This window comes from Sphingomonas sp. CFBP 13728, assembly GCF_014841895.1.
Lineage (GTDB): Bacteria > Pseudomonadota > Alphaproteobacteria > Sphingomonadales > Sphingomonadaceae > Sphingomonas.
The window spans coordinates 322,690-347,715 of record NZ_JACYUS010000002.1; the positions used below are offsets into that span (position 1 = coordinate 322,690).

Consider the following 25,026-nt stretch of genomic DNA (forward strand, 5'->3'; position numbering starts at 1 on the left):
TCGGGCTGTATTTTTCAAAGACGGCAGAGTGCTGCCCGTTGCTGAATTAAAGGTACCTATGCCTAACGTTGCAGCCCCAGCACCGCCTGCGGCACCTAAAGCGAAGCCGGGAAACTGAGTACCCAAGCCCGCCAGTTCTACATCCATCCCGGCGGGCTTGCCTTAGTTAGTACATCGGGGATTCATGGCACGGCACAATGGCCCGCCCTCGCTTGGGCCGCATGGAACAAGGCGCTGGCGTAGGCCTTCCGCCGTGTCGTCACGTCGAGGATTGATGTCAGGTCCTCGCTACCTTTCGGAACCCCGGCCTCCACCGCCGCCTCTATGGCGTCCTCACAGCCCCCTACAGCCGCGCCAGCAATCTGCGACAGCGAGCCGTCAGCTCTCGCCAGCCGATACGACCATCGGTGCACACAGCCCTCCAGTCGCCTACAGCGGGCATCACCTCTGGGGTGGAACAGATACGGTCGTTCGGTGACGGACCGCAGCCCGCCAGCATCATCATCGTTGCGCCCAACCAGACCTTCACGCATCATCCCCCTCTTGCCCGATCGGAAGGCTGACACACGGCGGCGGGATTGCCTAATGTCCCTGAGGGTTGCGCGAGGGACTGAAGCCCCGCAAGCCAATGTCACCCCAGGCACCACACACCCCCTCAGGCACCTAGCGTCCCCTCAGGGCCTTCACGGCACCGACAGTCCCGCAGCCCGGACGCTGATTGCTATGACATTGAAAGAGAATGCTTTGTTAACGGGTCCCCTCTAGCCAACGCCATGTTACTACGGCCCTGCGACACTCGGCCCGCTCGAAACTGGCGGCTTCGCTCGACAAATATTGACGCAGCTCGGACCTTCACCCCGCCGACGTCTTCTGTGAAAATTTCCCGATTAAATCTGGGTCCCCTATCGGTCCGTAAGGTTCCATCGCCTACCGCCGAAATGGCCCTCTAAAAGACCCCCAAGCCTTCAGCAGAGCGCGGGTCCCATACCGCTAATAAGTCCCAGTGCCTTTAGCGGGGCCACCCTCAAAGGCGATTAGTGCTGACTTACGGACAACGCGGTCAATCCATTAGTGCCAGCTTCAGAGCAACGGCCTGGATTTCACCCGCCGCTGTTCAACCGATTGGCCTCGGTGAGACCCGCGTGCCGCCCCAGCGATCCAGTGCGATCCTGAGGGCGGACGCACCTATCGCCCCGCCAATCACATCCTCCAAACACCTGGCAGGCCAATTCAATGACCCCATCCCCCGCCCCTAATCCGGGTGGCCGCACGTTCGACCCACGCTATCCGCACGGATCACCCCTCTCACCTCAGATGGATAGCCCACCGCCTGTGGGCGTAATGGCCTCGCAGCCACCCCAGGGAGTCTTGTCAGCCGCTATGGCACTCCCGCAGATGCAGGGAGCGATGTCCTCCAGTTTCGTCGCCCAGGAGCCTCCGCAGGGAGTCCTGTCACGGAAGAAGTTCAAGCCATTCGACAAAGACAACCGGAGCAAGACGCTACTAGCGATCGGAACCGGTCTTCTAGCAAACCCGATGAGCTTCGCAGCAGGCATAGGCGCGGCAGGCGAGAACGTCGGCAAGCTCCGCGACACCTACGACGACCTCCAGCGCCCGGACAAGTCGACCATCGGCGGCCCCGACAATGCATTCCAGATCACGACCGATCGGGAAACCGGGGAACAGACCTTCAAGCCGATCCCCGCAATGACCGACTACCTCGGAAAGAAGGCCGCAGCGCTCAAGGCCCCAAAGGCCCCGACCGCCGCTGAAACCATCACCCAACGCGGTAACCTCATGGGCGCGGTCCTCAAGGTCGCCCCCGAGAACCAGGCGCAGGCCTATGCCGACTTCCGGGCCGACAGCGAACGCCTCGGCTACGACTTAGGCCTTCCGCCCCAGTGGGACCCTCAGGTAGCTACAGCGATGGCAAACCAGACCATCACCCCGGCCGACACCATGCGGGACGAACGGGCCACCACGGCACGAACAGCCGCCCAGGGCAACGCCGATCGCAGTTACGGCCTCAGGGTCAAAAGCGACGATCGGGCCGAACGCGGCTACGGCCTCAAGGTCCTGGCAGGGGCCCTCGCCGAACGCAAATACAAGTCGCCCCCGAGCACTCGCAAGGCGGCACCCTCTCAGCAGCGCCTTCCCGCTGGCGCAGTGTTGGTGAACTAAGATGGCAAATCAAGAATACGCTGAAGGCCAAAAGGCCCGCCAGAAAGATGGCAGCATCATTGTCATGAAGGGCGGCCACTGGGTAGCGACCGGCCCCACCGCGTCCGCTACGGCCCCCAAGGGCGATGCAGTGATGAAACGACAAGCCGCCGCTACCTTGTCGAAAGAACAGCCGATTGTAGATGCAGCTCATCGCGGCTTGAACGCCTTGAACGAGTTCGACCAAATCAATGACAGGCTGCACCCTACGGGCGGCTTCATCAACTCGACTGCAAACTCCGTGCGGAAGTTCTTCGGAAACGCGGACCTGGAGCGCATCGACCAGCTCTCAAAAGGGTTCGCTCGGCAGCAGGGGGCTCAGGAAAAGGGCTCTGTCTCAAACTACGAGGGCAAGATGTTTGAGGGCATGGTGGGTGGCCCCAACCGGCCTTACTCGACCAACAAGAGCTTCTCTCAGGCCGCTCGCCACCAGAGCCAAGAGATCATCAACCGTCACCAGTTCAAGGACATCTTCCTTCAGAAGAATGGGACCTTGGTAGGATCGGACGCAGCCTACGACTCCCGTCCCCGCAAGGCACCTCCGTCAACCCGCAAGGGCCCGAGCGGCTGGACCGTGACCGAAACCCCGTAAACTAAAAGCCCCACGCCCCATCAACCGGGAACGTGGGGCTCTTTTATCTCCTCCGGCATCCCACCAATCGCAGCAGCCCCGCAGGGCACCTGTAAGAGTCACGGGACTCACCGAGCACGTTTAGGCTACCGCAGTAGCTCCATCCCGCTCGACTCTATGGAGCCTCTACGGGGCCTCTGAGGCCTCTACGCCCCTTGAGCCCCACGCCCTGCATGGGCCACCATGGCCGCGACGTCTTCAGCGGTTATGTAGACAGAGTGGACCTCTCCATCGGCCCCCTCGCGCTGCATGATAAGGAACGCCCCTTCGCCCATGCACTGCGCTTCGCCATCGTTCAAATTGATCGTAGCCATCACTATTCCCCCGCCCAATCATCGGGCACGGGCTCTCAATTGACGATCTACCAACGGTAGTAAATAGCTCATAAGTCTCGATTTTCTACGCAATCTGCGAAGTTAACCGGGTGTGGAATATTGCTGATCGGCAAAGCTCTGAATACGCGCCCTACCCCTATCGACTTCCACAAAGGCAAGTGACCGATTTAACTGCATTTCCATCGAACCTCACGTAAGCCGATAGCCTCGTACCATCCTGGATGTTCCATCAATGCTCGCCGGTTGTGGCCCATCAAGTAAATTTCGTAGACGCCGTTTTAGGCCACGAGCGGCCATAGGCATGCTACGTGGTGGGGCTTGAAGACGGTACAGCGGCACGGTACATTGCGGCCCTTCAGCATCGACCGAAACGACGGTTTTCTGCGGTATTTGAGGCCAAAGCTGCCAGCCCGTCTCCGGGCACCATCTTTCCTGAGTTTTAGACGGATGACGCGGCAGGCAGCGCTGGTTGCGTTCGTCTCCTTGCTCGCTGCTCACCCACCGTGTGGGCCTGACTTCCTCAAAGTTGTTACTGGGCGCGGGACATGCTCGGTATCTTGCGTGACGTTCGTGTTTATGAAAAATTCGCTTCTTTTGTGAGGGGAGATGCTCGTGAACGCTTCGAACGAGACGGCCGGACTGCCGGTACCGTCGCAGCGAGTCCTGCTCACACGCATCGCCCTGTGGAGTGCCGCCGCGGGACTGCTCGCTGCACCGGCAATCGCGACGATCTTCACCGATGCGGTGCAATGGGACGCTGCCGACTTTCTCGCCGCCGCATTGCTTTTGGCGGGCATCGGCCTGACGATCGAACTCGCCATCCGGCACATTCACGGCTCGGGCCTGCGTATTCTGGCGATCTGCGCTACGCTTGCCATCGGGCTGCTGATCTGGGCCGATGCCGCGGTAGGCGTTTTCTGAAGAGATTATCCCGCTCGATGACGGGGCTATCGCCTATGCACCACAAGCTGATAGCGCCGGACGTCTCCTGCAGGTGCTGAGGAACCCGAGGATACCGTAACGCGACCCTATGCGCGGAGTTGCCACGCCAGCCGTTACTACGCAGCAGTTGTCCTCAGTCGCCGCGATTTCGTACCGCAGCTTTGCACATCGACCGAACGACCCGATCCCGCGCCTAGCGCGTCACACGTGTTACATGGCCCATCTTTCGCCCCGGCCGGACGGTGCCCTTGCCGTACAAGTGCAGGTGCGCGCCGGACTCGGCGAGCAACTCAGCCCAGCGGTCCGCGTCGTCGCCGATCAGGTTCTTCATGGTCGCTTCGCGCCCGGTCAGCGTCGTCGCGCCGAGCGGCAGGCCGCAGATCGCGCGGATGTGGTTTTCGAATTGCGAGCATTCGGCGCCCTCGATCGTCCAGTGGCCGGAATTGTGCACGCGGGGGGCCATCTCGTTGAACACCGGGCCGTCGGCGCCGACGAAGAACTCGCACGCCAGCACGCCGACATAGTCGAGTTCAGCCGCGATCCGCTGCGCCAGCGCGGCGGCTTCGTCGGCCTGGGCTAGTACCTCGGCGGGTGCGGGTACCGTGGAATGCCGGAGGATCGCATCGCGGTGGACGTTGAGCGGCGGGTCGTAGCGCGCGATGCTGCCGTCGAGGCCGCGGGCAATCAGGATCGAGAATTCGTGCTCGAACGGTACGAAGGCTTCGAGGACTGCGGGACCGCCGATCGTGTCCCAGGCGGCTTGCGCGCCTTCGGGCGTGTCGATCTTGACCTGTCCCTTGCCGTCATAGCCGAAGCGCGCTGTCTTGAGGATGGCGGGGGTGCCGATCGCCTTCAGGCCCACCTGCAGGCTTTCGAGGCTGTCGACTGCAGCCCACGGTGCCGGACGGCCGCCGACGCTCTCCACGAAGCGTTTTTCGCCGATCCGTTCCTGTGCGACACGGAGTGCGCGGGGGCTTGGGTGGACGGGGACGCGGTCTGCGAGCCATTCCACGGGCTCGACCGCGATGTTCTCGAACTCGTAGGTGATGACGTCGCAGGCGTCGGCGAAGTCGGCGAGCACGATGCGGTTGTGATAGTCGGCGCGCGTCATAGTCGAGGCGGACTGCGCGGCGACGCTCTCCTGGTCGGGCGCAAGGACGTGGGTGTGATAGCCGAGCTGGGCCGCGGCGGTCGCGAGCATGCGGCCGAGCTGACCTCCGCCGAGGATGCCGATGGTCGATCCGGGGGGAAGCGGCGTCATGTCAGCGTCTTTCAGGCTATCGTGCTCAAATGGGGTCGGTGGCGACGGCGTCGGTCTGTGCGGCGCGCCAGGCTTTGAGGCGCTCGGCCAGTGCGTCGTCGGACGTCGCGAGGATCGCGGCCGCCAGAAGGCCGGCGTTGATCGCGCCGGGCTTGCCGATCGCGAGCGTGCCGACCGGGATGCCGCCGGGCATCTGGACGATCGAGAGCAGGCTATCCATGCCCTTCAGCGCCTTCGATTCGACGGGGACGCCGAGTACCGGAAGGTGCGTCATCGAGGCGGCCATGCCGGGGAGGTGCGCCGCGCCGCCGGCACCGGCGATCACCACCTTGAGGCCGCGATCGCCGGCGGTGGTCGCGTAGTCGTAGAGGCGTTGGGGCGTGCGGTGCGCGGAGACGACCTTGGTCTCGTAGGCGACGTCGAGCGCGTCGAGCGTCTCGGCGGCGTGGCGCATCGTCTCCCAATCGGAGGTGCTGCCCATGATGATGCCGACTAGAGCCACGATCGCCCCCTGATTCAAGGAGCGCCGTGCCTAGCGACGTGGGGGAGATTGGGCAACCGTCGCCCGACTCCGTCATCCTGGGCTCGACCCAGGATCCAGAGCCACGAACCTCGACGTCCTTGGCTCTGGATCCTGACTTTCGTCAGGATGACGGCGCGCGTAGCTCAGCGTTCGCTCAGGTAGTAGCGGTCGGTGGCGTTCAGGTCGGCGTCGAGTTCGTAGACGATCGGCTGGCCGGTCGGGATCTCGAGGCTGGTGATCTCGTCGTCGGGGATGTTGGACAGGTGCTTGACCAGCGCGCGGAGGGAGTTGCCGTGGGCGGAGATCAGGATGCGCTGGCCGTCCTTGAGCGCGGGCGCGATCCGCTCGTCCCAATAGGGGAGGACGCGGGCGATGGTATCCTTGAGGCTTTCCGTCTTGGGGATGGCGATGCCGGCGTAGCGGCGGTCCTTGGACAGGTCGAACTCGCTACCGTCGTCGAGTACGGGCGGCGGGACGTCGAAGCTGCGGCGCCAGATATGGACCTGCGCGTCTCCGTGCTTGGCGGCGGTCTCGGCCTTGTCGAGCCCGGTCAGGCCGCCATAGTGACGCTCGTTGAGACGCCAGTCCTTCTCCACCGGGAGCCAGAGCCGGCCCATCGCTTCGAGCGCGATATTGAGCGTCTTGATAGCCCGCGTTTGGAGGCTGACGAAGGTCTGGTCGAAGTCGAGACCCTTGGCGGCCATCAGCTCGCCCGCGGCTTTGGCTTCGGCCTCACCCTTGGCGGTCATGTCGACGTCCCACCAGCCAGTGAAGCGGTTCTCGAGGTTCCAGGTGGACTGGCCGTGGCGGATCAGGACGAGAGTGGGCATTCGGGCTCCTGGGATGGCGGGACTGAACGGAAGGGTTCAAAGGTTAGGATAAGGTTAGGCCTAGGCACGGTCCGCAGCGCTTGGACCCAAGCCTCCAGACCGTACCAAGCCATTGTTATCAGGTCAGATTTCGTCGATCATGCCGGCAAGTGTCTCGAGCATCGCATGCGCGAGCTGTTTCGAGCGCTCGGGCGACCAGCCGAATTCAGGATCGGCGTTGGCGTCGTGATCCTTGAACGGCATCTCCAGCGTCATCGACACCGCACCGAAGCGCTCGGCGAGCTGGTTGGTCGACATCGACAGGTTGGCCGACCCCGGTGCGGACTTGGGATAGCCCTTCTCGGTCTGGAAATCGGGCGTGTGCGCCGCGAGCCGCCGGCCGTAATCGTAGAACTTCTCGCCGTGCGCGTCGGTCCAGGACGGGATGCCCTCGAAACCTGCGATGAAGTTCGCGGGGATTGCCTCGTCGCCGTGGATGTCCATCGCGACGTCGACGCCGGTCAGGTCCATCGCGTTGCGGACGCACAGGACTTCCGGGCTCTTCTCCGGCGTCGGCGTGTGCCATTCGCGGTTGAGGTTCACGCCCACGGCATTGGTGCGCAGATGACCGCGGCGCGTGCCGTCCGGGTTCATGTTGGGGACGACGTTGAAGGTCGCCTTCGCCAACAGGTCCGCGGTGATCGGGTCGGCCGAATCGGTCAGCCGCTCCAGCGCGCCTTCCATCCACCACTCGGTCATCGATTCGCCGGGGTGCTGGCGGCCGTAGATCCAGACCTGCTTGGGGCCCGAGCCTATCGTGAAGCAATCGATCGCCTGACCGTCAAGCGACTGGCCAAGCTCGCGGTGCGCGACGCCCGGCAGCAACGCGGTACGCGCCACCAGCGCCTCGTGCATTTCCATCGTGTACGGCGCGAAATAGGCGAACCAGGCGAGATCGGTATCGGCGGTGAAGTCGAATTCGAGCACGCCATTGTCATAGCGCGTCTCGATCATCCGCCACGCCTGGCGATCGGTGCTGGCGCGCGTCTTGTAGCCCGGCCAACCGAACGGATAGGCCGACTTGCCCGCATTCAGGATACGGTAGGTCAGCGTCCGTCCGGCAGCGCCCGCCACGCGGAAATAGAACCACTGGAAGAAATCGGACTGGAAATCGGTGACGATCTCCAGGTCGATTCGGTCTCCCTCGATGGCGACAACACGGATGTTGCCGCCATCGAAGGCTGCGTTGATGGTCGGGCTCATGGCGTTTGCGTTCGTTTCTCTTGGGGCGTTCATTTCACCTGGATAGTGCGACCGGACTCGCCGGGGAAGCCTGCGAAGAGCGCGCGTGCGAGCTTTCCGGCCTGGATATCGGTCGTCGCGTCGGCCTTGCGGGCGTCGGCGAACGACTGCGCGCGGCCTTCCCAGACGGGCGACTGGTCGGCGCTGCGCTTGATCGTCACCGACAGTTCGGAGACGAGGATCGCGGTGCTGCCGCCGCCGCCGATCGGGAAGCCAACCCCGCCGCCGAGCCCGACGCCACCACCGCCGCCGCGACGACCACCGCCACCGCTGAAGCCGCCGCCACCGATGCCGATGCTGAACGGCGACTGCTTGGGTGGCCCTGCCTGCGTGGTGCGGGTGAAGCCTACGGTCGCGACCAGCAGCGGCTTCGTGCCGGGTGCGGGGACGCTGTAACCGGCCTGGAGCAACTGGCCCTGCACGGCGGCGGCATAGGTCTTGAACTCGATGCTGGCCGGGCCGCCGGCGGTCAGCGGCTGGACGGCGATGGTGCCGCGGTCGATCGGCTCGCCGAGATGATAGCGCAGCACCTCGGTCGGTGGCAGCGACGGGCCGGTCGCGCACGCGGTGAGGGATGCGCTTGCCAGCGCCAGGACCAGGATCGAACGAACCGCCATCGGGACTTCCTTAGAATGTTGCGCTATAGTAACGCTCGGACCAGCCGAGTGGGTTCCCGGATGGTATGAGCGTGTCCGTTGCTTGACTTGGACACACCCCGCCATTAGGCGATCCCGTCTTTCCGCACACCTAGATTTGAAAAGAAGCGAATCGATCATGAAGATCCGCAATTCCCTGAAGTCGCTCAAGGATCGTCACCGCGATAACCGCGTGATCCGTCGTCGTGGCCGTACCTACGTCATCAACAAGACCAACCGTCGCTTCAAGGCACGCCAGGGCTAAAGCCCTGATAACCGCCGTCATTTTCGACGTCGGTCGTGTCCTTTACGACTGGGATCCCCGGATCCTGTACGAGCGCCTGATCGACGACGATCGGGCGCTCGACGCGTTCCTGCGCGACGTCGTGACGATCGATTGGCACTTCCAGCACGACGCTGGCCGCGACTTCGCCGACACCTCGGCGGAGCTTGCCGCGTTGCATCCGCAGCATGCCGACCTGATCGCCGCCTGGGGGCCGCGATTCAACGACAGCATCGGTGCGCGAATCGCGGGCATGCACGAGATCGTCGAGGAGCTGGACGCGGCCGGCGTACCGCTGTTCGCGATCACGAACTTCAGCCACGAGTTCTGGCCACCCTTTCGCGCGCGTGAAGCACAGCTGTTCGACCGGTTCCGCGACGTGGTCGTGTCGGGCGAGGAGAAGATGGTGAAGCCGGATGCGGCGATCTATCGGCTGGCGCTGGAGCGATTCGGGCTGGCGGCGGAAGATGCGGTGTTCGTCGACGACAATGCGGCGAACGTGGCGGCGGCGCGGGCGTTGGGGATCGAATCGGTGCTGTTTACCGATGCGGCGGATTTTCATGCGCGGTTGGTCGAGCTTGGGCTCCCACTCGCGGCTTAGCCGTTACCTGGCCAAAGTTTGTTTCCCCGCGAAGGCGGGGACCCAGACTGGGCTCCCGCCTTCGCGGGAGAACAAGTAAGTGGGCGCCGCCTTCGCCTATCGCCGGGTCACTGCTCGAGCGAGATCGATTGGCGCAGGTTCGCCACCGCCGTCTCCTGATCCGGGACCGGCGCTTCCGGGATCATCCCACCCTCGAAATCGTCCGTCACCGTCACGGTCGTCCCCAGCGTCGTCACGCCGAACAACTGCTTCGCGAAACCGAGCGGCACGCGGATGCAGCCGTGTGACGCGGGGAAGCCGGGGTTGCGCCCCGCGTGGATCGCGATCCCATCCCAGGTCAGCCGCTGCATGAACGGCATCGATGCATCGTCGTACAGGCTCGACTTATGGACCGCGTTCTTCTGCAGGATCGGATAGGTGCCGACCGGCGTGTCCTTGCCATCCTTGCCACTGGAGATCGTCGTCGCGGCGATCATCGTCGACCCGCGATAGACGAACGCGCGCTGCTCCTGCAGGCTGATGACGATGCTCACGGGCTCGCTGGAGCCATTGTCCTTCCAGACGAACTGGTTCGGCGACAGTTCGGTCGCGGCCTGTTCGATCGGCATCGCGGCAAGCGTCGCGGTCGACGCGGCGAACGCGGGGGTTGCGCCCGCCGACAGCGACAAGGCCAGCCCCATTGTCGTAACCGACCGTACCATCCTGCTCGCCATCATGCGCATCGTCGCGTCCGTTCTCGAATCCCCGATATTTTCGCCCAACGCGCGATTCATCAAAACGTGCCGTCGGAGGATTGAGTCGACGAACCGACCCCAAGCCGGGGTAGTTCGAGGGAACGGACCCACAACCAGTGGAAATGGTTGCAGAATATTTACGGAAAATCGGTTATACGGGTCTCCAAGAAACGGGGCAATTTCGGGAAAATCGATGCACGACGAGCAAGGTCTTGTGCGCGAACGACGCGCGCTTCTGAAGAATGGTTTGGTATTGGCGGGGGCTCTGGCGGTGCCGGGGGCAGTGTCGGCGACGACGCGTCTTGGACGTCCGCTGACCGCACGTGATCTGAAGCCGATGACGCAGCCACCGCTGCCGCGGACGACGGTCGCAGTTACGTCGCCGAAGGTGGTCCGTCCCGACCTGCTGCGCCAGGCGATGGCGTCGCTCAGCCGTCACGGCAGCCGCATCCAGCATCACGACCGCATCGCGATCGCCGATTTCGCGGCGCCGTCGGGCAAGCCGCGGTTCCACTTCGTCGACCTCGCCAGCGGGCGCAGCACATCGCTGCTGGTCGCGCACGGCAGCGGTTCGGATCCGGCGCATACCGGCTATCTCGAGCGCTTCTCGAACCGCTTCGGCTCGAACGCCTCTTCCGAGGGCGCGTTCGTCACCGACGATTATTATGTCGGCAAGCATGGCCGCTCGCAGCGTCTGATCGGGCTCGACCCGACCAACAACAATGCGCTCGATCGTGCGATCGTGGTGCATTCGGCGTGGTATGCGAACAAGGACATGATCGAGAGCCACGGCATGCTGGGTCGCAGCCAGGGGTGCTTCGCAGTCGGCGAGCGCGATCTCGACCAAGTGTTCGCACGGCTCGGTGCCGGCCGGATGATCTACGCCGCAAAGGTGTAACCCGACGTCTGACGGGGGCCGTCCGATCAGGCGGCGGCCTTAACCTGCGCTTCCATCACCTGGTCGACGATCATCGATCCGACCGCGTTCTGCCAGAGCCACAGGCCGTTGGCCTGCCCGGTGAAGCTGCATTCGCCGCCGAGCGGGCCCCAAGGCACGAAACCGGCCGCGAGTCCCAAGCCATAGAGCCCGGCGATCGGCATGCCGGCAGCATCCATGATCCGACAGTGCCGATCGACCATGGGGCGGCCGTCATGCGCGGCAAGGGCGATCGGACTACCGTCACGGTCCGCGATCGGGATCGCGATCGGGCGGTAGCCTAGCGCGGCGATGACGATGTCCGCTTGCTCGATGTACGCGCGGGCGGCTGCATCGTCGTCGCCTGCGATCCGGTGAAGCGCGACGCGTGGATCGGGTACGCGGCCATCGATCCCGAGCATCCGGACGACGAGTTCGCGTGCCTCGAGGCGGAATCCGGCGAGGCGATAGACGAAGCCCGACACCGGGCAGATGTCGTCGGGACCGAAATCGGTGAACCCCTCGGCATGCGCGGCCTCCGCCGAATGGTAGAAGGGGCGTAGCGGCCGCCGGTGCAGCAAGGTGATGGCGCCGGCGCCGAGCGGCAACGCGGGCTGGCTCTTCAACAGGAGTGCGATCGTCGTCAGCGCGCTGGTCGACCCACCGATCACCGCGATCCGAGGGTTGCGCTTGCCGGCGAGCAGATCGACGACCTTGTCGAAACCACCGAGCGTCAGGACATCGTCCGATTGCAGCAACTTGCCCGATGCGAGATCGATCAGGCGCGCGCCGGCGACACGCTGCGTCGCGAGCCGATCGAGCGGCTGATGGCCGCCGGTCGCGACGACGACGCTGGATGCGACCTGTTCGAAGACATGACCATCGGCCACGCGTCGGAGCTGCACGCTCCACAGCGCGTCGCCGACCCGCTTCACGCCGAGCGCCTCGTGCCCGACCAGCACTGTTCCTCCGTTTTCGCGGACGATATCGGTCAGCCGGTCGCCGGTAGCGCGCAGCAACGGGCCGACCTCGGCCAGCGGCACGCCGAGCGCGTTCTGATGCGCGGCTACCGCACGCCCGGCGGGGTGATCCACCAGCCGCGCGAGTTCGGGATGAATATTGTCGCGCACGCTGCTCAGGAAGGTATCCGCGGTCGAATCGGAGGTGATCGCGTAACGCCCGAGTTGCCCGCCGCCGATCGCGCCGCCACGCTCGATCACCATCAGCCCCGACGCGGCGAGATCGGGCAGCAGGCCACGCTTGGTCGCGGAGGTCAGCATCGCCGTCCCCGCCGGACCGCCGCCGATCACGATCACCGACGCGACCGTGCCGGCAGCGCCGCGCACCGAGGCACGCCGATCGCGCGGCCGGACGATCGCCGCGCAAGCATTCACGACTGCTCCGGCCGCGCGCTGGACATCCGCGACGGTCATCGCATCGGTGATCGGCAACGACAGCATGCGCCCGGCGATCCTGTCCGCGACGGGTGTCGCCTCGATCACCGCGGTCGCCTGGAACCAGGGCTGTTCGCCGAGATGCGGGCTGAAATACCGGCCGCAGCCGATGCCCTGCGCCTCGATGTCCTCGACGATCGCGTCGCGGTGATGCGCGAGACGCTCGGGCAACAGCACGGGCATGAACTGCATCGCGCGGCGCTGGCCCGAGACCGTCTGGAGCTGGAACGTGGCGAGCGTCTCGCGGTAGGTCGCTTCGAGGAGAGCGCGGTGCGCGGTGACGGAGTCGATCTCGGCGAGCTTGGCCTGTGCCATGATCGCGAGGATCTCGGGCAGCTTGGCGTTGATCCCGGGCAGGGTCGCGTTGCGGCTGCCTTCGAACCCGAAATTGCCCATCGCGCGCAGCGTCGCGATCAGGTCGACGTCGCCGCTGTGGACCAGCCCGCCCTCCCCGACCGCGAACGTCTTGGTCGCGTGCATCGAGTGGACCACCGCGAACGGTGCGCGCGCGCCGAACCCCTCGCCCGCATCGTCGCGCGTGCCGAGCGAAGACGCCGCGTCGATCACGATGCCGACGCCGTAGCGTTTCTGGTAATGCGCGTACCGATCGAGGTCGATCGCGTTGCCGAAGGTGGCATAGGGCACGACCACGCCGATCCGCTCGCCGTGGCGGTGCAGCAGCCGCTCCTCGTCGCGCGCGCATGCGCCCCAGTCGTCGGGATCGATATCGCAGATCAGCGGCGTCAGACCCGCCCATGCCGCCGCCTGTGCGGTCGCGGCGAACGTCATCGCGGGCATCAGCGCCAGCGTGCCGGGCTTGGGATCGAGGTTACCCGTCCGCATGCCCGATGCGTGACGGATCGCGAGCATCAGGCCGAGCGTCGCGCTGCCGACCGCGAGGCTGGCGCCGTGGCCGCCGAACAGCGTCTCGGTCACGCCTGCCTCGAACGCGCGCACCTCCGGGCCATTGTTGCTGAACACCCCCGACTCCTCGACGCGGCGCAGCGCATCGAGATGCTCGCTCAGGCGCGGCGGGTTCGGGGCGATCAGGGGAAGACGTTTCATGGGCGGTCCCGGCGGCTGTTCGCGCAGACCTTGGCGTACAGCCTCCTAAGAACCAGTTACATCGCCGTGTTTTTGAGTTTTGTACAGTTTTGACATCGATCCGGGCAGATATCTCGATCGTATCGACTGCAGGCTCATCTAGGAACGATCGCCCGGTGGTGCCGATCGGATCGCGGCGCGACTCACGATCAACTCTATCGCCGACGCGAAATCCTGGATTGTATCCATGTCCATGAAAAGGCCCGCCTCTCCCTGTTGGGAAAGACGGGCCCTTCAGGTCTCGGATACTGGCCTTCCGGTCAGGCCGTACGCGTACCGGTCAGCGGGAAGCTGCCAAAAGCGCCGGCCGCGACGCTGCCCTTGAGGACGTCGTCCTCGACGGTCGCCTTGCAGTCGAGTGTCATCGGCATCGGCACGGTCATGCTCTGCTTCCAGGTGATCGTGTCGCCATCGACGTCACCCGTCACGTCCATGCCACCCATCGCGCCCGATACCGCACCGGTGAAGGTGCTGCCAGCGCTGTTGACGGTCAGCGTCATCTTCTGATCGCCCAGCGGCGATTTGACCACGCAATCCCAGCTGCCATCGACGTTTGCCATTGCACTCTCTCCTGAACTACTTGGCGCCGGCAACCGCCGCCGCAGGCACGACCTCAACCGGCAGGCCGATGCTGTCAAGCTGCGGTCGCACCGTCTTCGCATCGCCGACCACGACCCAGATCGTCTTCTTCGGATCGATCGCCTGCTGGATCGCGGTGTTGAGTTGAGGCAGGTTAAGTCCCTGGTATCGCTGCGTGATCGTCGCGTAGTAATTGTCGGGCCGCTTGAGCAGGTCGTTCTGCTGCATCGCGCCGAGCACCGCGTCCGACGTCTCGAAATTACCCGAAAGCGAGCGGATCGCGCCGTTGATCGCGCGGTCGAACTCCGCCTGCGTCATCGGCTCCTTGCCGAGGAACGCAGCGACATCGCTGCGCAGTGCAGCGATCGACGGACCGGTCTGGTCCGCCTGCACGGGTGCCGACAGGATGTACGGCGCGGCATTCTCGGACTGCTGGAAGCGACCCGAGACGCCGTAGGACCAGTGCTTGCTCTCGCGCAGGTCCATGTTGACGCGACCGAGGAAGCTGCCGCCGAGCGCATCGTTCGCGGTCGCGATCGGCAGCAGGTCCTGCGTGCCCTTCAATCCGGTCGGGATGCCCGCGATGATCAGCGACTGCGGGCTGTCCGGCCGGTCGATCAGCACGATCTTCGGCGCGGACGGCGTGACGGTCGCCGGGAACGCCTTGACGCCCGGCGCCCCCGTCGGCCGCCACGTCCCGAACCGCGTATCGAGCGCGGCCTTCACTTCGGCAAGCGGACGATCGCTGACGACGAAGATCTTCGCCTTGTCCGGCCGCAGCCATGCCTGCTGGAACGCGACCAGATCGGCGCGGGTCAGCCCTGCGACCGCCTTCGGATCGCCGCTGCCCTGCGCCTTGGCATAGGGCGAGGTCGGCCCGAGCAGCTTCGGCAGGACGCGAGTCGCCAATCCCTGCGGGCTGGTCAGTTCCTGCGCGATCTGCGCGAGCTGCTGGTTCTTGACGCGCGCGACCTCGGCATCGGCGAAGGCCGGGTTCTGCGCGATATCGGCGAACAGGTCGACCGCGGGCGCGAGATTCGCGCTCGGCACCTGCAACGACAGGAACGTCCGGTCGTTCGACGCGCCCGAACCGATCTCCGCGCCGAGCCGCTCCTTGGCTTCGGCCAGCGCGACCGAATCGCGTGTCGCGGTGCCTTGGTCGATCATCGACAGCGTCAGCTTCTGCGTACCGAGCTTGGTCGGAACGTCCGCCGCCACGCCCGCATCGAAGCTCAGCACCGCCTGCGTCACCGGCACCGCGGTGCGCTGTGCGTAGACCAGCTCGATACCGTTCGACAGGCGCGTGCGCTCGACGCTCGGGAAGCTCAGGCCGGCAACCGTGCCGACGCCTGGCAACGGCCCCCGCGTCCCCTTGAGCGGCGCCTCGGGTGCGGGCACGACGTCGACCTTGGGCGGCACGACCGCGTTGGCGTACGCATCGCGCGCGCCCGGTACGACGGTCAGCGAATAGGCCGGACGCGACAGCCACTTCGCCGCGGCGGCCTTCACGCTCGCGGGCGTCTCGGCGGCCAGCTGCAACAGCTGTTTCTTGTAATAGCCGGGATCGTTCGAATAGAGCGCGCCTTCGGCGAGCGTCACCGCCTTGCCGCCGAACCCGCCGACGGACTCGAGCCCCTCCATCGTGCGCGACGCGGTCGTCGTCGCGACGCGGCTGACCTCGTCGGCAGTCGGGCCGTTCTTGAGGAAGTCGGCGAGGATCTCGTCGATCCGCTTCGACACCAGCGCAGGGTCGACGCCCTGGCGGACGATCGCCTCGATCTGGAACATGCCGAGCTGGCTGAAGCTGTTGTTCGACGCGGAGATGCGCGTGACCAGCTTCTCCTTCTTGACCAGCGCGGTGTCGAACCGGCTGCTCGCGAGCCCGCCGAGCACGCCCGCCGCGACGCTGAGCGCGGTGCCGTCCTTGTCGTTGAGGCCGGGGACCACCCAGTTGCGGCTGATCATCACCGCGGCGACACGGTCCTTGATCGTCTCGCTCACCGGCGCCGGCAGCGTCGGGATCGGTGCCGGGGGAACGATGCTCTCGGCACCCTTGGGAATGCCACCGAAATACTTCTCGGCGAGACGCTTCGCGGTCGCCGCATCGACGTCACCGGCAAGCACCAGCACCGCGTTGTTCGGGCCGTAATGATCCTTGAACCAGTCCTTCACCGTCTGCAGCGACGCCGCATCGAGATCCGCCATCGAGCCGATCGTGGTGTGGCCGTAGGGGTGCGTGGCGGGGAACAGCCCCTCGGTGATCTTGTATTCGGTCAGGCCGTAGGGCTGGTTGTCGCCCTGGCGCTTTTCGTTCTGGACGACGCCGCGCTGCTCGTCGAGCACGCCCTGCGTGATCGCACCGGTGAGATAGCCCATGCGGTCGGATTCGAGGAACATCGCGCGGTCGAGCGCAGCGGTCGGCACCGTCTCGAAGTAATTGGTACGATCATAATAGGTCGTGCCGTTGTAGTCGGTCGCGCCGACCTGCTTCAGCGGTTCGAAGAAATCACCCGGTGCGTTCTCGGAGCCGTTGAACATCAGATGTTCGAACAGATGCGCGAAGCCGGTCTTGCCCTTGGGCTCGAACTTCGAGCCGACGTTGTACCAGACCGACACTGCCACGACGGGCGCCTTGCGATCGGTGTGCACGACGACGCGCAGGCCGTTCTTCAGCGTGAACTGCTGGTAGGGGATATCGACCGACTTCACGAGCTCTGCGACCGGCGCCGGCTTTGCCGTGGGCGTAGCGGGCCGCTGCGTCTGGCCCATGGCGGGCGAGACGAGGGCGATTGCAGCGACACCCGCAAGCGCGGTCATTTTCAAAGCCATATGCGAACACTATCCTAGGTTTCGAACGATCTCGTCGCATCATAGGCGCGCTTCGTCGTCGGGCAACAGGATAGATGCATCGAGTTTCGCGGCAAAATGGCGCTCAGAAGAACAGCTTACGGACGCTGATCCGGACCGCGCGGCCGAACGGGTCGAGATAGTCCGGCTGGTAGTTGTTCGGCGTCGCGCCGGTCGCATCGGTGACGCGCTGGCGGGTATTGAGGACGTTGTCGACCGACAGGCTGACGCGCATGCCGCGCAGCCACGGATGCGCCTTCACCCATTCGAGGCGCTGGCCGAGATCGGCGAACAGACGGACGTTGGCGGTCGCGAGGCCGCCGAAGTTGAGCGTCGAGGGCGCAGCCGCAGTGCCGCCATTGACCGTCGTGCCGGTCGCGTAATTGGCGGAGATGCGCGCGCCGAGGCCATTGTTGGTATAGCCCGCCTGCGCCTCCAGTTCGTGACGCGCCTGGCCGCCGCTGTTGCCGATCGCATCGCCGTCGAGCAGGTTCAGGCGTGGGCCGCCATCGGCGACGAGCACGCGATCGGTGAAGTGCCAGGTGTGGTAGACCGCGAACTGGATGCGCCCGCCGGCCTGTCCGCCGCGACCGCGGAAGCCGCGCCCGCCACCGCCGCCGGGTCCGCCACCGCCAGGCCCGCCACCACCGGGACCGCCCTGCCCGCGCGGACCGTCGCCACTCGCGCCTTCGGGTCGACGGAAACCGCCGGGAGGCTGGAGCCCTTCGAACGGGTTGGGGCCGGTGCCCGCGCGATAGGCCTCAAGCTCCTTCTGGATCTTCGATTTGAGCGGCGCGGAGAAGTTGATCCCCCAGCGCAGTTCGGAGCGCTCGCTACGCGCGAAATTGATCGGGCGGCGGTCGACCTGCAACAGGTTGCCACCGGCATCGCGCGTGAAACGGCTGGGGAACGCCGCCTCGATCGCCGCAGTCGCCGAGGGGAAGGCGGCGATCGGATCGTCGACCCGGCTCTCGACATAGTTCGCGGTGATCGACAGGTCCTTGGCGGTCCAAGGCTTCAGTGTCAGGCCGACTTTCTTGACGTGGTTGTTGTCGGCGACCAGCCCCGGATTGCCGCCGCTGATCGTCGTGACGGTCGCAGTGGTGCCGGTCACGTAGTCGAAGATGCGGACGTTGGACGTGGCGATCGACGGATTGCCGAGCTGCTGTGCGGTCGGTGCCTCGTCGGTGTCGGTGACCGAGGCGATGACGCGCACGCCCTCGATCGGCGACCAGTTCGCGCCGTAACCGAGCGTGGTCAGCGTGCCGAAGTCCGACAGGTGATCCTCGGCGACGTTGAAGTTCGCCGACAGCGTGCCGAGGAACGGCAGGACGCCCTTCGACCGGCTGGTAAGCGGCAGGTCGACATTGACCTGGCCGTTGACGGTATCGCGCGAGACCTGGCCGGTCTGTTCGCTTAACGCACGGAAGGAGCGGCTGCTGAAATCGGCGGTCTCCGCACCGAGCTTGATCGTCGTTGAGATCGCACCCGCCGGCAGGTTGAACAGGTTGCCGTTGATGACCGCGTCGACGCCGCCGGTGCTTTGCGAGGCATAGGCGCGGTTGCCGGGCGCCGCACCGATGTCGCCCGCGGTAAGACGGCCGAACGGATTGGCGGTCGGATCCCCCGCCGCGAGCCTTGCATTGAAGGCGGTCGCGTCGACGCCCGTCTCGGTGAAGGTCTGCGTATCGCTGCGGTCGTAATTGCCCGTCACGTTCCAGCGCCATGTGCCGAGATCGCCGTTGAGCGTGGTGCCGAGATGCGCGGCGATCGACGAGGTGCGCTGCGCGAGCGGGAGGAAGCCGTCGTCGTCGAGCGCACGGTTGACGACGGTGGTGCCGTCCGCGAGCGTCAGCGCGGCGACGGGCAGGCCGTTGAGGCTGCGGCTGTCGGTCGATTCGATGCGTCCGTTGATCGTCGCGCCGATGTTGCCGAAGATGTTGCGCGCATAGACGCCGTTCGCGGTGAACGTGCTGTTCGCGGGCTCGAGCGTGCGAAGCGGCGTGGGATCGATGATCGCGCCGCTCGCGCCGACGGCGGTGCTGGCGAGCGGGGTTATGTCGCGTTCGGCCTCGGTCAGCGCCGAGGTCGAGGTGTATTCGACGTGGAGGTTGAGCCGGCGGTCGCGCGCGATGGTGAGCAGGTCGACCTCGCCCAGCGGCGTGTTGCTGCCCCCCTCGGTCGGCATCCGGTCGGTCGCCTCCGCAGTGACCGCGCGGAAGCGGCGGCGCAGGACGAAGTTCACGACCTTCTGGTCGGCGCGGTAGCCGTATTTGAGCGCCACCTCCTCGGGCAGGATCTCGACGCGCTGGATCGCCTCGGTCGGGATGTCGCGGATCTCGGAGAAGCTGGAGATACGGCGGCCGTTGAGCAGCACGACCGGCGCGCCGCCGCTGCCGCGACCGCTGGTGGTCTGCGGGCTGAGTTCGCTCAGCAGGTCGGAGATCGAGCTGACGCCGTACGAACGGATCTCGGCCTGGCCCAGCGTCTGGTCGGGCGGGATGTCGCCGATCACCGAGCCCGGCAGCTTACGCGAACCGGTGACGACGATCTCCTCCGCGTCGGCCGCCTCGTCCTGTTCCGGCGTCTGCGCGGCCGCCGCGGCGGCGGGCTGCGACGGCGCCTGTTGCGCGGCGGCCATCGCAGGCATGCTCACCGCCAGAACCAGACCCAAACTGCGCATACCCGTTCCACCCCTATGATCGACCGTCGATCAGGGGTTTGAACTAGTGCCCAATTGTCGCAGGATTGTGCCGGTTCGGCAGTGAATCGTCGCGACCGCCGGTTACCGCGACATGTGTGCGTCCATCTCCTCGAGCGGCACGCCCTTGGTCTCGGGGAAGTAGAGGAACACGGTGACGAACTGCACCGCCATCATCGCGGCGAAGAAGAGGAACGGCACGCCCGCCGACCATGCCGCGGCGATCGGGAAGACCTGCGCGATCACCGCGTTCCAGCCCCAATGGCTCGACGACCCGATGCTCGATCCGCGTGCACGGACGTTCTGCGGGAAGACCTCCGAGATATAGACCCAGATCACCGCGCCCGAGCCCGGCGCGAAGAACATGATGAAGACGATCAGCGACGGCAGCAGCAGCCAGCTTGCCAGCACGCCGAGCAGCGCCAGCCCGCCGACGGTGAGCGCCGCGGTCATGCCCGCCGAGCCCCACAACAGCAGCGTGCGGCGGCCGATCCGGTCGATCAGCAGCATGCCGAGCAGCGTGAAGACCATGTTGGCGACCCCGATCATCACCGCCTGGAGATCGGGCGACAGGCTGCCGCCCGACGCCTTGAAGATGTCGTTGAGGTAATAGAGGAACGCGTTGATGCCGCTGAACTGGTTGAACATCGCGACCAGGAAGGCCAGCGTGATCGGCTTGCGATGGCGCGTCCAGGAGAGCTTGGCATCGCCCTTCGGCGTGTCGAGCTCTTGCCGGGCGATGTCGGGGCTCATGCCGACCAGCGCCAGCACGTCCTTCGCTTCGGCATCGCGGCCCTTGGCGAGCAGCCAGCGCGGTGAATTGGGGATACGGAACAGGAGGCCGAAGAAGACCAGCGAGGGCGCCGCGACGATCCCGAGCTTCCACCGCCACTCGACATCGCCGAGATCGAGCGAACCGATGACTGCGTTCGAGACATAGGCGAGCAGGATGCCGAGGATGACCGCGAACTGGAAGCCGCCGACCATCTTGCCACGCTGGGCGGGTGGCGCGAGTTCAGCGATATAGGCGGGCGCGAGTACCGACGAGCCGCCGATCGCGATGCCGTTGATGAAGCGGAAGCTGAGGAAGCTGTGCCAGTTCCACGCCAGCGCGCAGCCAAGCGCGGTGACGACGTAGAGAAAGGCGAGGATACGCAGCACGTTGCGACTGCCGTAGCGATCGCCGAGCGTGCCGATGAACAACGCACCGATCAACGTGCCCCAGAGCGCGGACGAGACGGTGAAGCCTAGCCACGCCTCGCTGAGCGCGAACTTGGCCTTGAGTGCGCCGGTGACGCCGGCGATCACCGCGGTGTCGAAGCCGAACAGGAGGCCCGCCAGCGCGGCGGTGGCGACGCTCGCGATCAGGACAGTGCTGGGCTGGGCCGAGGGGCGAGATGCGGTGGGAGCGATCGTCATGCCCGCCACGTTTCAACAGTTTGACGGCCGCCGCAAGCGCCGCAAGGTCGCCGACACCATCACGATGAACCGGTTCGACGAAAACACCCATTTCAGGTCTTTGAAAGTGCCTTAACGAATCGCCGACTAGCCCCGGTCGCACGAGCACGGCGCGAAGGGACCAAGCGTTGACGACTGGACTGAAGAAAGCGCTGGTCGCCATCGCGGCGCTGGCGATGCCGTCATCGGCCTGGGCGGCCTGTACCGTCAGCAATACCGGGCCGACCACACTCGGCACATACTCATCGGCCGCCCTGCAGAAGAGCGCGGTACCTTATGGCCAGGTGCCCGGTGGGTTCGACTGCGCCGATGCGCTGCTATCCGTCCTCAGCGCGAACAATCTCAGCGTCACACCGACCAGCACGCAAGGGTTCACGCTGAAGTCTACAACCAGCGCGGACACGGTGAACTATGTGCTCGCGGCCGACAGCGCCGGCACAACGCCGATCCCGCCGAACGCCAAGTTCGTCTACATGAACGGAGGCCTCATCAACCTGCTCGGATTGCTTGGCGGCAGCACGCGCAACGTGCAGGTCTATGTGAAGCCCACCGCACCTTCGCCGACCACGACGATCCCGCCCGGCACATACACCGGATCCTTCCAGCTCGCCTGGGAATGGAAGCTTTGCTCGGTGGTCGTCACGGTCGTCTGCGTGAACACGACGCAAAGCACGGCCCCGGTAACTGCGAACGTCGCGGTGACGATGATCGTCGCGCCAAGGCCGGTCGGCGTCGTCATCACTACCCGGACCACTTATGATCCGGTCTCGGCCGGCAATCCGCGCGCGATTCCCGGCAGCAAGCAACGCAGCACGATCACGCTCACGAATACCGACATCGTCGCTATCGATGCGGATTCGCTCAACGTCGTGCTGCCGACGCCGAACCGCGGCTCGGTCGCGCTCGACGGTGACGGGAGTGCCTCGACTGCGTTCGTGACGACGGCGGAGGGCTCGCCCGCATCGTCACTCGCGGTGACCTATACCGCGCCCGCCAGCACCACCGACGACGTCGATTTTTCAGCGAACGGCGGTACCAGCTGGACATATGATCCGACGTCCGCGCCCAAGTCCGTCACCACCGTCCGCATCCGCCCGCGCGGGACGATGGCGGCCGGATCGAGCTTCAGCGTGTCGTTGCCCTACGTCCTGTTCTGATCGGAGTTCTGATCGCCGGTCTGTTCTGAAATGGGCGGGGTCGGCAACGATCCGACCAGCTCCATCTTGGTCGCGGTCGAGCCGACTTCGATGCCCGCCTCGCGGAACTGGCGGAGCAATGTGAACAGCAATTCGCTGCGCATCGGATAGGCATCGCGCGGGCTCGCCACGTACGCGAAACAGTTGAACTTGGCACGGCCGGCGTCGATCGAGTCGATGAACACCTTGGGCTCGGGATCGTCGAGCACCTCGTGCTTCTCCGCGAACGCCGCGAACAGCATCGTCCGCACCGCGTCGAGATCCTCCTCGAGCGGCACCGAGAATTGCAGCTGAATCCGGCCAATGGGTGCTGCCAGCGTCATGTTCTGGATCGTCTTGGTGATCAGCTCCGAATTCGGCACGATCAGCGTCGAGCGATCCGCCACCTGGATCTCGGTCGAGCGCACGTTGATCCGCTTCACGTCGCCCTCCATGTTGCCGATCCGGACGAGGTCGCCGATCTTCACCGGGCGCTCGGCGAGGAGGATCAGGCCCGAGACGAAGTTCTGCGTGATCGCCTGCAGGCCGAAACCGATCCCGACCGACAGCGCGCCGAGCACCACGGCGAGCTTCTCCATGCCGATCCCGAGCGCGCCGAGCGCCCACAGCACCGCGGCGATGATCCCGGCATAGCGCGCGACCATCATCACCGAATTCTGCGCGCCGGCATCCATCGCGGTGGTCGGCAGATAGCTGTTCACCAGCCAGTGCTGCAGCCCGCGCATGATCGCCAGCGCGACGAACAGCACCGCGATCGAGCGCAGCACCGCGCCCGGCGAGATCGTGACCTGGCCGATCGTCACGCCGTTCGCGACCGTCCCGAACAGCTCGAACGCCGAGCCGACGCCCGCCCCGAACGGCGCCATCACCGCACCGACCGCGAGCAGGATCAGCAGCAGCCGGAGCACCGCCGACAGCAGCACGCCGATCTGGTCGACGGTCTTGTTGTCGACCCCGAAGCCGCTGTTCGCCGAACGACCGAGCCGGTTGCCGCTCGACAGCAGCGTCCGGCACGCGTCGTCGGTGAAGGTCATCATCAGGTACAAGGTCGCGCCGACGATCGCGCCCCACAGCAGCCACGTCGCGACCTTGAACGCGAAGTTCACATAGCCGATCAGGCCGGCGATCAGCGTCACGAGCAGGACCAGCCAGACGAGCGTCGCGACGATCGCCAGCAGCGTGTTGCGCGCGGGCTTGGTCGGGTCGGGCAGCGCGGCGGCGCGCAACCGGCCCAGCGTCACTAGGATCGCGCCGAGCAGGACGATGTGGAGCAACGCGACGATTGCGCTGGCGGCGCTCGATGCGGTCGCGCTGATGCCGATCAGCGTGTTGGTCGCGATCAGCAGCTGGCCGAAGAAGATCAGCCCGGCGGCCATCCAGGTGTACGGGCGCAGCGCCTGCGCGGCCGGGTCGCCGATCGGCAGCAGCCGCCATGTGGACTGGCCGCGCAGCAGGAGCGCGCCGCCGAGCGACGACACGAACGCGCAGAACCATGTGATCCCGACGAAGAGCGCGCCGAACCGGCTCCAGGCGGGCGACACGAGCCCGGCCCAGCGCAGCGACGCGACGATCGCCCAGGCGGCTAGGCCCGGCAGCGCGGTGCCGATCACGACCAGCCATAGCGCGTATGCCGAGCGTCGCAGGCGACCGCCGGGCGCGTGGTTGGTCGCGTATCGGCGGCCGACGCCGTGCAGCCAGCGTCGTAGCGGCACGATGAGCACGAGCGCGGTGAGAATCCCGATCAGCAGGCCGGTGCCGGCGCGCATGTCGAACCGTGCGCCGAACTGGCGGATCTCGACATTGGCGAACCGCATTAGCCGGGCAGTGTCGCGCGGCAGGTGATCGACGATTGCTGCCCACAGCGTTGGCGACAGCGGCGAGCCGGTGTTTTCGGACAGTTGCTGACCGAGTTCCTCCGCTTCGGCTGCACCAATGTCGTCGATCTGCTGCTTGGCCTCGATCCCGATGAGGCGCGCGCGCTTGATTGCGGAGTCGATCGCGGACTGGCTCTGCGCGAGGAGCTTGCGTTGCTGGCGGATCTCGGGCGCTTCGACCACGCCGGGGGTGGCGGCACCCAGTTCCGCGACACGCGCCTGGACGAGGGCCATCTCGGGGGTGAGCGTGCGGACGGCGTCGGCGGCGGTGGTCTGCACGGTTTGCGCGCGGGTACGGAGGGCTTGCCGCGCCTTGTCGTCGCGCGCAGCGGGCGTGGCGTCGTCGATCGCCTGGAGCTCGGCCGAGGCTTGGGTGAGGCTGGCGGCGACGGTCGCGACCTTGGGCTCGTCCTGCGCGATCGCGGGGAGCGCGGTGGCTAGGAGGAGGAGCGCGGCGAGGTAACGGAGGAGGGTCATCCGGGGTGCTGTACAGCGATGGGGTCGGAAACGGGAGGGGGGTGGCGTTGGGCTTGGGTCCCGGCACCGCTGCCGCTGTTTTCGGCAAAGCCTCAGGATGAGCGCTTGCCCATCACACATCCCACCCCGGCGAAAGCCGGGGCC

At 65.7% G+C, this 25,026-nt stretch carries 20 protein-coding genes; 8 read left to right on the forward strand and 12 right to left on the reverse strand.

The features are described 5' to 3' along the window. Positions 1 to 407 precede the first annotated feature (407 nt). The 4 genes from IFT67_RS10300 to IFT67_RS10315 all read left to right on the forward strand — a co-directional run bounded on the left by IFT67_RS10300 (position 408) and on the right by IFT67_RS10315 (position 4,107). Entirely contained in the window at positions 408 to 563 is a 156-nt protein-coding gene (locus tag IFT67_RS10300) for a hypothetical protein (protein ID WP_192238245.1), read from the forward strand. Between the two features lie 817 nt (positions 564 to 1,380). Continuing rightward, a complete protein-coding gene (locus IFT67_RS10305; protein ID WP_192238246.1) occupies positions 1,381 to 2,181 on the forward strand; it encodes a hypothetical protein in 801 nt (266 codons plus the stop codon). Between the two features lies 1 nt (position 2,182). Next, a complete protein-coding gene (locus IFT67_RS10310; RefSeq protein WP_192238247.1) occupies positions 2,183 to 2,812 on the forward strand; it encodes a hypothetical protein in 630 nt (209 codons plus the stop codon). Between the two features lie 986 nt (positions 2,813 to 3,798). After that, positions 3,799 to 4,107: a hypothetical protein gene (locus IFT67_RS10315; RefSeq protein WP_342450602.1), complete on the forward strand. Its 309-nt coding sequence runs from the start codon at positions 3,799 to 3,801 to the stop codon at positions 4,105 to 4,107. Positions 4,108 to 4,321: 214 nt separating this feature from the next. Here the strand turns inward: IFT67_RS10315 and IFT67_RS10320 are convergent, their stop codons facing one another. The 5 genes from IFT67_RS10320 to IFT67_RS10340 form a co-directional block, all read right to left on the reverse strand. Continuing rightward, positions 4,322 to 5,389 carry a 5-(carboxyamino)imidazole ribonucleotide synthase gene (locus tag IFT67_RS10320; RefSeq protein ID WP_192238248.1) on the reverse strand — a complete coding sequence of 356 codons (1,068 nt, stop codon included), beginning with the start codon at positions 5,387 to 5,389 and terminating at the stop codon, positions 4,322 to 4,324. 25 nt (positions 5,390 to 5,414) lie between these two features. Further along, the gene (purE, locus tag IFT67_RS10325; RefSeq protein WP_192238653.1) at positions 5,415 to 5,870 is read right to left on the reverse strand and encodes a 5-(carboxyamino)imidazole ribonucleotide mutase; all 456 of its coding nucleotides are present in this window, start codon (positions 5,868 to 5,870) and stop codon (positions 5,415 to 5,417) included. 185 nt (positions 5,871 to 6,055) lie between these two features. Continuing rightward, positions 6,056 to 6,742, reverse strand: a complete 687-nt coding sequence (gene gpmA / locus IFT67_RS10330) for a 2,3-diphosphoglycerate-dependent phosphoglycerate mutase (protein ID WP_192238249.1) — start codon at positions 6,740 to 6,742, stop codon at positions 6,056 to 6,058. Between the two features lie 123 nt (positions 6,743 to 6,865). Then, on the reverse strand, positions 6,866 to 7,984 hold the full coding sequence (locus tag IFT67_RS10335; RefSeq protein ID WP_192238250.1) for a M14 family metallopeptidase: 1,119 nt from the start codon (positions 7,982 to 7,984) through the stop codon (positions 6,866 to 6,868). Positions 7,985 to 8,013: 29 nt separating this feature from the next. Further along, the gene (locus IFT67_RS10340) at positions 8,014 to 8,640 is read right to left on the reverse strand and encodes a DUF4136 domain-containing protein (RefSeq protein ID WP_192238251.1); all 627 of its coding nucleotides are present in this window, start codon (positions 8,638 to 8,640) and stop codon (positions 8,014 to 8,016) included. A 157-nt stretch (positions 8,641 to 8,797) separates the two neighbouring features. On the opposite strand from IFT67_RS10340, the gene ykgO reads away from it, so the two are divergent. Next, positions 8,798 to 8,923 (forward strand): type B 50S ribosomal protein L36, encoded by a 126-nt coding sequence (ykgO, locus tag IFT67_RS10345; RefSeq protein ID WP_003046794.1) that lies wholly within the window; start codon positions 8,798 to 8,800, stop codon positions 8,921 to 8,923. Positions 8,924 to 8,927: 4 nt separating this feature from the next. Further along, positions 8,928 to 9,542 (forward strand): HAD-IA family hydrolase, encoded by a 615-nt coding sequence (locus IFT67_RS10350; RefSeq protein ID WP_192238654.1) that lies wholly within the window; start codon positions 8,928 to 8,930, stop codon positions 9,540 to 9,542. A 107-nt stretch (positions 9,543 to 9,649) separates the two neighbouring features. On the opposite strand, the gene IFT67_RS10355 is transcribed toward IFT67_RS10350, so the two are convergent. Continuing rightward, a complete protein-coding gene (locus IFT67_RS10355; protein ID WP_192238252.1) occupies positions 9,650 to 10,243 on the reverse strand; it encodes a L,D-transpeptidase family protein in 594 nt (197 codons plus the stop codon). Between the two features lie 226 nt (positions 10,244 to 10,469). Here IFT67_RS10355 and IFT67_RS10360 point away from each other — a divergent pair, with 226 nt between their 5' ends. Next, positions 10,470 to 11,174: a murein L,D-transpeptidase catalytic domain family protein gene (locus IFT67_RS10360; protein ID WP_192238253.1), complete on the forward strand. Its 705-nt coding sequence runs from the start codon at positions 10,470 to 10,472 to the stop codon at positions 11,172 to 11,174. A gap of 26 nt (positions 11,175 to 11,200) precedes the next feature. Here the strand turns inward: IFT67_RS10360 and IFT67_RS10365 are convergent, their stop codons facing one another. From IFT67_RS10365 to IFT67_RS10385, 5 genes are all read right to left on the reverse strand, one after another. Then, positions 11,201 to 13,711: a DegT/DnrJ/EryC1/StrS family aminotransferase gene (locus IFT67_RS10365; protein WP_192238254.1), complete on the reverse strand. Its 2,511-nt coding sequence runs from the start codon at positions 13,709 to 13,711 to the stop codon at positions 11,201 to 11,203. A gap of 299 nt (positions 13,712 to 14,010) precedes the next feature. After that, the gene (locus IFT67_RS10370; RefSeq protein WP_060525867.1) at positions 14,011 to 14,310 is read right to left on the reverse strand and encodes a hypothetical protein; all 300 of its coding nucleotides are present in this window, start codon (positions 14,308 to 14,310) and stop codon (positions 14,011 to 14,013) included. Positions 14,311 to 14,326: 16 nt separating this feature from the next. Continuing rightward, positions 14,327 to 17,146, reverse strand: coding sequence for a M16 family metallopeptidase (locus IFT67_RS10375; RefSeq protein WP_446740813.1), 2,820 nt, complete (start codon positions 17,144 to 17,146; stop codon positions 14,327 to 14,329). 115 nt (positions 17,147 to 17,261) lie between these two features. Further along, positions 17,262 to 19,859 (reverse strand): porin family protein, encoded by a 2,598-nt coding sequence (locus tag IFT67_RS10380; RefSeq protein WP_192238256.1) that lies wholly within the window; start codon positions 19,857 to 19,859, stop codon positions 17,262 to 17,264. A gap of 102 nt (positions 19,860 to 19,961) precedes the next feature. Then, positions 19,962 to 21,296 (reverse strand): sugar porter family MFS transporter, encoded by a 1,335-nt coding sequence (locus IFT67_RS10385; RefSeq protein ID WP_192238257.1) that lies wholly within the window; start codon positions 21,294 to 21,296, stop codon positions 19,962 to 19,964. A 167-nt stretch (positions 21,297 to 21,463) separates the two neighbouring features. Between IFT67_RS10385 and IFT67_RS10390 the strand changes: the two genes are divergently transcribed. Further along, the gene (locus tag IFT67_RS10390) at positions 21,464 to 22,492 is read left to right on the forward strand and encodes a spore coat protein U domain-containing protein (RefSeq protein ID WP_192238258.1); all 1,029 of its coding nucleotides are present in this window, start codon (positions 21,464 to 21,466) and stop codon (positions 22,490 to 22,492) included. Here the strand turns inward: IFT67_RS10390 and IFT67_RS10395 are convergent. Beyond that, positions 22,477 to 24,882, reverse strand: a complete 2,406-nt coding sequence (locus IFT67_RS10395) for a DUF3772 domain-containing protein (RefSeq protein WP_192238259.1) — start codon at positions 24,880 to 24,882, stop codon at positions 22,477 to 22,479. The genes IFT67_RS10390 and IFT67_RS10395 overlap by 16 nt on opposite strands. Between the last annotated feature and the right edge of the window lie 144 nt (positions 24,883 to 25,026).

What these genes read in the sequence shown, in the direction of transcription:
- IFT67_RS10305 (WP_192238246.1), top strand. Translation starts at nt 1,381, where the DNA reads ATGGCACTCCCGCAGATGCAGGGAGCGATGTCCTCCAGTTTCGTCGCC.
- IFT67_RS10310 (WP_192238247.1), top strand. Translation starts at nt 2,183, where the DNA reads ATGGCAAATCAAGAATACGCTGAAGGCCAAAAGGCCCGCCAGAAAGAT.
- IFT67_RS10320 (WP_192238248.1), bottom strand. Translation starts at nt 5,389, where the DNA reads ATGACGCCGCTTCCCCCCGGATCGACCATCGGCATCCTCGGCGGAGGT.
- purE (WP_192238653.1), bottom strand. Translation starts at nt 5,870, where the DNA reads ATGGGCAGCACCTCCGATTGGGAGACGATGCGCCACGCCGCCGAGACG.
- gpmA (WP_192238249.1), bottom strand. Translation starts at nt 6,742, where the DNA reads ATGCCCACTCTCGTCCTGATCCGCCACGGCCAGTCCACCTGGAACCTC.
- IFT67_RS10335 (WP_192238250.1), bottom strand. Translation starts at nt 7,984, where the DNA reads ATGAGCCCGACCATCAACGCAGCCTTCGATGGCGGCAACATCCGTGTT.
- IFT67_RS10340 (WP_192238251.1), bottom strand. Translation starts at nt 8,640, where the DNA reads ATGGCGGTTCGTTCGATCCTGGTCCTGGCGCTGGCAAGCGCATCCCTC.
- ykgO (WP_003046794.1), top strand. Translation starts at nt 8,798, where the DNA reads ATGAAGATCCGCAATTCCCTGAAGTCGCTCAAGGATCGTCACCGCGAT.
- IFT67_RS10355 (WP_192238252.1), bottom strand. Translation starts at nt 10,243, where the DNA reads ATGGTACGGTCGGTTACGACAATGGGGCTGGCCTTGTCGCTGTCGGCG.
- IFT67_RS10360 (WP_192238253.1), top strand. Translation starts at nt 10,470, where the DNA reads ATGCACGACGAGCAAGGTCTTGTGCGCGAACGACGCGCGCTTCTGAAG.
- IFT67_RS10365 (WP_192238254.1), bottom strand. Translation starts at nt 13,711, where the DNA reads ATGAAACGTCTTCCCCTGATCGCCCCGAACCCGCCGCGCCTGAGCGAG.
- IFT67_RS10370 (WP_060525867.1), bottom strand. Translation starts at nt 14,310, where the DNA reads ATGGCAAACGTCGATGGCAGCTGGGATTGCGTGGTCAAATCGCCGCTG.
- IFT67_RS10375 (WP_446740813.1), bottom strand. Translation starts at nt 17,146, where the DNA reads ATGACCGCGCTTGCGGGTGTCGCTGCAATCGCCCTCGTCTCGCCCGCC.
- IFT67_RS10380 (WP_192238256.1), bottom strand. Translation starts at nt 19,859, where the DNA reads ATGCGCAGTTTGGGTCTGGTTCTGGCGGTGAGCATGCCTGCGATGGCC.
- IFT67_RS10385 (WP_192238257.1), bottom strand. Translation starts at nt 21,296, where the DNA reads ATGACGATCGCTCCCACCGCATCTCGCCCCTCGGCCCAGCCCAGCACT.
- IFT67_RS10395 (WP_192238259.1), bottom strand. Translation starts at nt 24,882, where the DNA reads ATGACCCTCCTCCGTTACCTCGCCGCGCTCCTCCTCCTAGCCACCGCG.